The organism is Pseudomonas sp. 13B_3.2_Bac1 (assembly GCF_025466205.1).
Taxonomy (GTDB): domain Bacteria; phylum Pseudomonadota; class Gammaproteobacteria; order Pseudomonadales; family Pseudomonadaceae; genus Aquipseudomonas; species Aquipseudomonas fluorescens_H.
Genome location: NZ_JANLOG010000053.1, coordinates 24,111 through 31,216, shown reverse-complemented (window position 1 = coordinate 31,216; position 7,106 = coordinate 24,111). Strand labels below are relative to the sequence as shown.

The window sequence follows — 7,106 nt, the reverse complement described above, 5'->3', positions numbered from 1 at the left end:
CCCCCCCCCCCCCCCCCCCCCCCCCCCCCCCGCTCCCACAATTGGCTTTGTGGTGTAACTAATAACAAGGAACAGGCCATGCGCGCACTGGCTGCACTGAGTCGCTTTGTCGGCAATACCTTCGCTTACTGGGTTCTGATTTTCGCGGTGATCGCGTTCCTGCAACCGGCGTGGTTCCTCGGCCTCAAAGGCGCAATCGTGCCGCTGCTGGGACTGGTGATGTTCGGCATGGGCCTGACCCTCAAACTCGATGACTTCGCCGCCGTCGCCCGCCATCCGTGGCGCGTGGCTTTGGGCGTGGTCGCACATTTCGTGATCATGCCCGGTGTGGCGTGGTTGCTCTGCCAGATCTTCCATCTGCCACCGGAAATCGCCGTCGGGGTTATTCTGGTCGGCTGCTGCCCAAGTGGCACCTCTTCGAACGTGATGACCTGGCTGGCCCGGGGCGACCTGGCGCTGTCGGTGGCGATTGCCGCTGTTACCACCCTCCTCGCCCCGCTGCTGACCCCGGCGCTGATCTGGCTGCTGGCTTCGGCGTGGTTGCCGGTGTCGTTCATGGAATTGTTCTGGTCGATCCTGCAAGTGGTGCTGCTGCCGATCGTGCTCGGCGTGGTCGCGCAACGTTTGCTCGGCGATAGAGTGCGGCACGCGGTGGACGTGTTGCCTCTGGTGTCGGTGGTCAGCATCGTCATCATCGTCACCGCCGTGGTGGCCGCCAGTCAGGCGAAGATTGCCGAATCCGGGCTGCTGATCATGGCGGTGGTGATGCTGCATAACAGCTTCGGCTACTTGCTGGGCTACTTCACCGGGCGCCTGTTCAAGTTGCCACTGGCGCAGCGCAAGTCGCTGGCGCTGGAAGTCGGCATGCAGAATTCGGGGTTGGGCGCGGCATTGGCCAGCGCGCACTTTTCGCCGCTGGCGGCGGTGCCGAGCGCGTTGTTCAGCGTCTGGCACAACATTTCCGGGGCGTTGCTCTCGACCTACTTCCGGCGCATGAGCGAGAAAGAAGACCGTGAGGCGCTGGCGCAGCAGCCGGGCGACTGACTGGGAAGCTTGATCCCCGGATTAATGCTCGGCAGACTATTGCGCTACGCGGGGACGACCCTGCGGCTCGATCGAGTTATCAATCTGGGGACGGCCCCGTCAATCGATGGAGGTCTTTCATGTCCTGGATCATTCTGTTTTTCGCCGGCCTGTTCGAAGTCGGCTGGGCCGTCGGCCTGAAATACACCGACGGTTTCACCCGCCCGCTCCCCACCGTACTGACCGTCGCAGCGATGGCAATCAGCCTCGGCCTGCTGGGGCTGGCGATGAAGGAATTACCACTGGGTACGGCTTATGCGATCTGGACCGGGGTCGGTGCCGTGGGCACGGTGATTGCCGGGATCATTCTGTTTGGCGAGTCGATGGCGTTGATTCGCCTGGCCAGCGTGGCGTTGATCATCACCGGTTTGATCGGCCTCAAGGTCAGCGCTTAGGCCACTGCCGCTTTCGCGAGCAAGCCCGCTCCCACACTGGAATGCATTTCAAATGTGGGAGCGGGCTTGCTCGCGAAGGAGCCATTGAAGTCAGCGACTATCTGACTGCACCGCGCAACGTCCCCACCAACCCCTGCAATTTCGCCGGCTGCGCCGCCTCCACCGCCACCGCCGAACCCGCCACCAACGTCACCCGCGACCACAACCGCTTGAACAGGCCCTTGTTCGGATCGCGACTGAAGAAACTCCCCCACAATCCCTGCAGCGCCAGCGGAATTACCGGCACCGGGGTTTCTTCGAGAATCCGCGTCAGCCCGCCCTTGAACTCGTTGATCTCGCCATCGGTGGTCAACTTGCCTTCCGGGAAGATGCACACCAACTCACCGTCCTTCAGGTACTGGGCAATCCGGGTGAAGGCTTTTTCGTAGATCTGGATGTCTTCGTTGCGTCCGGCAATCGGAATCGTCCCCGCCGTGCGGAAGATAAAGTTCAGCACCGGCAGGTTGTAGATCTTGTAGTACATGACAAAGCGAATCGGCCGACGCACCGCGCCGCCAATCAGCAGCGCATCGACGAACGACACGTGGTTGCACACCAGCAATGCCGCGCCCTCGTCCGGAATCGCTTCGAGGTTACGGTGTTCGACGCGGTACATGGAATGGCTCAGCAGCCAGATCATGAAACGCATGCTGAACTCGGGGACGATCTTGAAGATGTAGGCGTTGACGCCGATGTTCAGCAGCGATACCACCAAAAACAGCTGTGGAATCGACAGCTTGACCACGCTCAACAACACGATCGAAACGATCGCCGACACCACCATAAACAGCGCGTTGAGAATGTTGTTGGCCGCGATCACCCGCGCCCGTTCGTTCTCGGCGGTGCGCGACTGGATCAACGCGTACAGCGGCACGATATAGAAGCCGCCAAAAATACCGAGGCCGAGAATATCGACCAGCACCGCCCAGGTATGGGCAAAGCCCAGCACTTGGGTCCAGCTATGGCCGGTGACGCTCTCCGGGATTCCACCGGAATGCCACCACAGCAGCAGGCCAAACACGGTCAGACCGAACGAACCGAACGGCACCAGACCGATCTCGACCTTGCGCCCGGAAAGCTTCTCGCAGAGCATCGAACCCAGCGCAATCCCCACCGAGAACACGGTGAGAATCAGCGTTACCACGGTTTCGTCGCCGTGCATCCACTCCTTGGCGTAGGCCGGGATCTGCGTCAGATAAATCGCCCCGACAAACCAGAACCACGAGTTGCCGACAATCGAGCGCGACACCGCGGGCGTCTGGCCCAGACCGAGTTTCAGCGTGGCCCAGGACTGGCTGAAGATGTTCCAGTTCAGGCGCATTTCCGGCGAAGCCGCCGCAGCGCGCGGAATGCTGCGACTGGCGAGATACCCGAGCACCGCAATCCCGACAATCGCGGTCGACACCAGTGGCGCGTAATGCGTCGAGGACATGATGATGCCGGCGCCGATGGTCCCGGCAAGGATCGCCAGGAACGTGCCCATCTCCACCAGTCCGTTGCCGCCGACCAGTTCATCCTCGCGCAACGCCTGCGGCAAAATCGAATACTTGACCGGCCCGAACAGCGCCGAATGCGTGCCCATGGCAAACAGCGCCACCAGCATCAGCGACAGGTGATCGAAGAGAAAACCGATCGATCCTACGGCCATGATCGCGATTTCCGCGAGTTTGATCAGACGGATCAGCGCGTCCTTGGCGAATTTTTCCCCGAACTGCCCGGCCAGCGCCGAGAACAGGAAGAACGGCAAGATAAACAGCAGCGCACACAGGTTGACCCAGATCGAACGGTCACCTTCGATGGTCAGCCGATACAGAATGGCGAGGATCAGCGACTGCTTGAACACGTTGTCGTTGAACGCGCCCAGCGACTGCGTGATGAAAAACGGCAGAAAGCGCCGGGTGCGAAGCAGGTTGAACTGTGAGGGGTGACTCATCTTCCGTGTTTCCCTGAAGTCGGTAGAGAATGGCCTGGATCTGCTTATTGGAATCTCGATCGGCGATCCAGGCCACACATTACCTAAACTTTTCAGGTTATTTCTTCAACCCTGCAATACAAGGTGAGACAAACAGCTCACCGCGCCACGCGCCTTGCACGGTGCGTTTACCGACGATCAGCCACATCACTGCCAGCAGGCTCACCAGCACACAGCCCATCACGCTGAAAAAACCGAGGTTCAGCGTGCTGGCGAGCTTGAGGGTCGCCAGCGAATACACGCCCAGCGGGAAGGTGAAACCCCACCAGCCGAGGTTGAACGGGATGCCGTCGCGCAGGTAACGCGCGGTGATCAGCAGCGCCATCAACATCCACCACAAACCGAAGCCCCACAGCGTGATCCCGGCGACCAGCCCCAGGCCCGCAGCGATTTCACCGATGCCCGGCAGGCCATTGGCGGCGAAGATCGCCGGTGCATCAGCGCCCAGCAGCAACATGCCCAACGCGCCGGTGCCGATCGGACCGAGGGCCAGCCAGCTTGAGGCGGCCATGTTTTCGTGGGGCAGTTTATGCAGGGCCATGCGAAGCAACAGGATGGTCAGAATGCTGAACGCCACGGGCAGGGAAAATGCCCAGAGCACGTAGCTTGTCGTCAGCACCACCAGTTGCGCGTGGGCATCGGCCAGGTGCGGCGCGAGCAAGCCGCCGCTGGCCGCCGCCACTTCCGCCGCCACTACCGGCAACAGCCAGACGGCGGTCATCTGATCGATGCTGTGTTCCTGGCGGGTAAACATCATGTAGGGGATCAACACACCGCAGGCCAGCGACATCGCCACGTCGAGCCACCACAGCACTTCGGCAAGATGAATCACGCCTTCGCCCCAGCGTGGCAGGCCGAACAGCAGAAAGCCGTTGATAATCGTCGCCAGGCCCATGGGGATGGTGCCGAAGAACATCGAAACGGTGGAATGGCCGAAGATCCGCCGCGCTTCATCGAAGAAGAGAACCCAGCGCGCGGCATAGGCGAAGGTAAACAGGGTGAACAACAGAATGTTGAACAGCCACAAACCTTCGGCCACCGCGTGCAACCCGGGGATCGCCACCGGCAGTTGCGCCAGGGCCAGGGCCAGCACACCGGTGCCCATGGTCGCGGCGAACCAGTTCGGGGTGAATTGACGGATCACTTCACGCGGATGCTGAAGCTGGCTGAACGGCTTGATGCCGGGTTTGGCTATGTTGGGGCAAGTCATCATGAACTCCTGTCCTCAGGTGAGGTTGAGTCCATGGTAGAACCGAATCGAATATCTATATAACGGGTAATTTCTCTATCTGTTATCTACTTTACAGATAAGCGTCTAGACACTGCCTTCGCTTTCAATCACCAGAATCCGCGCCGCTCCCTGCGGATGCGCCACGTGCTCGGTGCCGACCGAGGCGTAGAAGATATCCCCGACCTCAAGCAGCACATGCTTTTCTTCGCCCTGTTCGCGATAGCGCATCTGCACCTGACCATCGAGCACCACGAACACTTCTTCACCATCGTTGACGTGCCATTTGTAAGGCTGATCGGTCCAGTGCAGACGCGTGGTGATGCCGTTCATGTTGGCGATGTCCAGCGCACCCCAGGCACGCTCGGCGGTGAACGACTTGCTGCGGATAATCTTCATCGGTCGATCCATGCAAAGAAGGGCCGCTCAAGGCTAACTGAAACCGCCACACTTATGGAGCGCTGCAAACCTTGGCCGCTTGCGCACGCAAGCTGAGCAGGAGCGCGGCGACGGCCAGCACGATCAATGCGGCGACGTAACCGTCGGTGGTCGCGAGCAAGCCGTAGGTGCGAGTCAAGTGCCCGGCGAGCAGTGCCGGCAAGCAAAACGCCAGATAACTCAGCGCGTAATACGCCGACATCAGCCCCGCTCGCTCATGCGGCAGAGCCAGCGGCACCAGGCTGCGCACTGCCCCGAGAAACCCCGAACCAAAGCCACAACCGGCGACCAGCGTGCCGAGGAAAAACAGCCCCAGACTGGCACTGTGCACGCCGAGCAGAATCAGCAGCACACCGATGGGCAGCAGACTGGCGCCCAGTTGCAGGGCGCGGGTCGCAGGCCGATTGCGCAACGTGAAAATCATCAGCGCGCCCGTCACCGTCAGCGCCGAGACGGTCGCACCGCCGATCAGGTTGGAAGTCGAACCGGTGGCGGTGCGCACCAGCGACGGCGCCAGCGAGGCAAAAAAGCCGCCGAGGGCCCAGGTTGCGGTGTTCAGCGGCAGCACACGCCACAAGGTCGAACGCGCCTGAACCGGCACATGCAGGGTCGGCCGCAGCGAAGCCCAGGCCCCGGCTTGCGGGGTGACGCTTTCCGGCAGACGCCAGACATACACTGCCTGCAACACAAACATTGCCAGCAGCAACCAGTAAGTCAGTTGCAACGGCGCCGGAGCGAACTCGGCCAGCAAGCCACAGCCCATGCTGCCCAGCGCCATGCCGAGCAACGGTGCGACGCTGTTGATCAACGGCCCCTGCTGGCGGTCGGTGTCGAGCAGCGTTGCGCTCAGAACAGCGGTGGCCATGCCGGTGGCAAAACCTTGCAGCACGCGGGCGCTGATCAGCCAGGCGACGCTGTCGGCGTTGATGAACAGCAGCATCGCCAGCGCATTGAGCAGCACCGCGGTGAAAATCACCGGTTTACGCCCCAAGTGATCGGACAGCGATCCGACCGTCAGCAGCGCCGCCAGCAGGCTTAAGGCATACACGCCGAAAATCAGGGTCAGCACTGCTGCCGAGAAGTGCAGTTGATCCTGATACAGGTGATACAGCGGCGTCGGCGCCGTGGAGGCGGCGAGAAAACTCAACAAGGTGATCGCCAGAAAAATCAGGCTGCCACGGTTGGAAGCAAGGCTGGTCATGGGCACACTCCGCAAAAGCTAATTTTTTGCTTTTGCGGAGTGTGCTCTTGGCTTTGGCTTAAAGCAAATTCTTTGTGTTAAGGTCTGGCGCATGGCTATTAAAGAAGGTTTACGCCCCGGCGGCCGCAGCGCCCGGGTGCAAGAGTCGATTCATTCGGCAGTCCGCGCGCTTCTGCAAGAACAGGAGCGCAGCACCGTGACCGTCCCGCAAATCGCTGCGCGGGCCGGGGTCACGCCTTCGACGATCTATCGGCGTTGGGGCGATCTGACGGCGTTGCTGGCGGACGTCGCCCTCGCCCGCATGCGCCCCGACAGCGAACCGGCCGTGACCGGTGACCTGCGCGGTGATATCCGCGCCTGGGCCGAGCAGTATCTGGACGAAATGAGTTCGGAGCCGGGGCGCAACATGATGCGCGACGTGCAGGCCAGCGCCACGCCGGGGTATTGCGTGACGATCATTGGCGCGCAGTTGCAGACCATCATCGAGCGTCACCCCGACGAGCCGGCGCCGAGTGTCGATCGGTTGATCAATCTGGTGGTGGCGCCGGTGGTGTTCCGGATTCTGTTTGCGGCGGCGGCGCTGGAGGTGGATGAACTGCATCGGTTGATCGATATGGCGTTGAAACAGGACTGACGCTATCGCGAGCAGGCTCACTCCTACAATTGGAATGCGTTCCACCTGTAGGAGTGAGCCTGCTCGCGAAGAGGCCCGACCAGTCACCTCAGAACCACCCGGTTTCAAACCTGCGA

Annotated in this window: 7 protein-coding genes; 3 read left to right on the top strand and 4 right to left on the bottom strand. The window is 61.3% G+C overall.

The genetic code is table 11. The features are described from left to right. The first annotated feature begins 78 nt into the window (after positions 1–78). Together NTD85_RS08835 and sugE are read left to right on the top strand one after the other, a co-directional pair. Positions 79–1,044: a bile acid:sodium symporter family protein gene (locus NTD85_RS08835; RefSeq protein WP_262141985.1), complete on the top strand. Its 966-nt coding sequence runs from the start codon at positions 79–81 to the stop codon at positions 1,042–1,044. A gap of 119 nt (positions 1,045–1,163) precedes the next feature. Beyond that, positions 1,164–1,478 (top strand): quaternary ammonium compound efflux SMR transporter SugE, encoded by a 315-nt coding sequence (gene sugE / locus NTD85_RS08830; RefSeq protein WP_003223093.1) that lies wholly within the window; start codon positions 1,164–1,166, stop codon positions 1,476–1,478. Between the two features lie 97 nt (positions 1,479–1,575). Here sugE and NTD85_RS08825 read toward each other — a convergent pair whose 3' ends face one another. The 4 genes from NTD85_RS08825 to NTD85_RS08810 all read right to left on the bottom strand — a co-directional run bounded on the left by NTD85_RS08825 (position 1,576) and on the right by NTD85_RS08810 (position 6,356). After that, on the bottom strand, positions 1,576–3,450 hold the full coding sequence (locus NTD85_RS08825) for an MFS transporter (RefSeq protein WP_262141984.1): 1,875 nt from the start codon (positions 3,448–3,450) through the stop codon (positions 1,576–1,578). A gap of 97 nt (positions 3,451–3,547) precedes the next feature. Then, positions 3,548–4,699 (bottom strand): TDT family transporter, encoded by a 1,152-nt coding sequence (locus NTD85_RS08820; RefSeq protein ID WP_003223090.1) that lies wholly within the window; start codon positions 4,697–4,699, stop codon positions 3,548–3,550. 105 nt (positions 4,700–4,804) lie between these two features. Next, positions 4,805–5,116 carry a cupin domain-containing protein gene (locus NTD85_RS08815; protein WP_262141983.1) on the bottom strand — a complete coding sequence of 104 codons (312 nt, stop codon included), beginning with the start codon at positions 5,114–5,116 and terminating at the stop codon, positions 4,805–4,807. Between the two features lie 52 nt (positions 5,117–5,168). After that, on the bottom strand, positions 5,169–6,356 hold the full coding sequence (locus NTD85_RS08810; RefSeq protein ID WP_262141982.1) for an MFS transporter: 1,188 nt from the start codon (positions 6,354–6,356) through the stop codon (positions 5,169–5,171). Positions 6,357–6,447: 91 nt separating this feature from the next. Here NTD85_RS08810 and NTD85_RS08805 point away from each other — a divergent pair, with 91 nt between their 5' ends. Continuing rightward, positions 6,448–6,990 (top strand): TetR/AcrR family transcriptional regulator, encoded by a 543-nt coding sequence (locus NTD85_RS08805; RefSeq protein ID WP_003223085.1) that lies wholly within the window; start codon positions 6,448–6,450, stop codon positions 6,988–6,990. Positions 6,991–7,106 lie beyond the last annotated feature (116 nt).

What these genes read in the sequence shown, in the direction of transcription:
- NTD85_RS08835 (WP_262141985.1), top strand. Translation starts at nt 79, where the DNA reads ATGCGCGCACTGGCTGCACTGAGTCGCTTTGTCGGCAATACCTTCGCT.
- sugE (WP_003223093.1), top strand. Translation starts at nt 1,164, where the DNA reads ATGTCCTGGATCATTCTGTTTTTCGCCGGCCTGTTCGAAGTCGGCTGG.
- NTD85_RS08825 (WP_262141984.1), bottom strand. Translation starts at nt 3,450, where the DNA reads ATGAGTCACCCCTCACAGTTCAACCTGCTTCGCACCCGGCGCTTTCTG.
- NTD85_RS08820 (WP_003223090.1), bottom strand. Translation starts at nt 4,699, where the DNA reads ATGACTTGCCCCAACATAGCCAAACCCGGCATCAAGCCGTTCAGCCAG.
- NTD85_RS08815 (WP_262141983.1), bottom strand. Translation starts at nt 5,116, where the DNA reads ATGAAGATTATCCGCAGCAAGTCGTTCACCGCCGAGCGTGCCTGGGGT.
- NTD85_RS08810 (WP_262141982.1), bottom strand. Translation starts at nt 6,356, where the DNA reads ATGACCAGCCTTGCTTCCAACCGTGGCAGCCTGATTTTTCTGGCGATC.
- NTD85_RS08805 (WP_003223085.1), top strand. Translation starts at nt 6,448, where the DNA reads ATGGCTATTAAAGAAGGTTTACGCCCCGGCGGCCGCAGCGCCCGGGTG.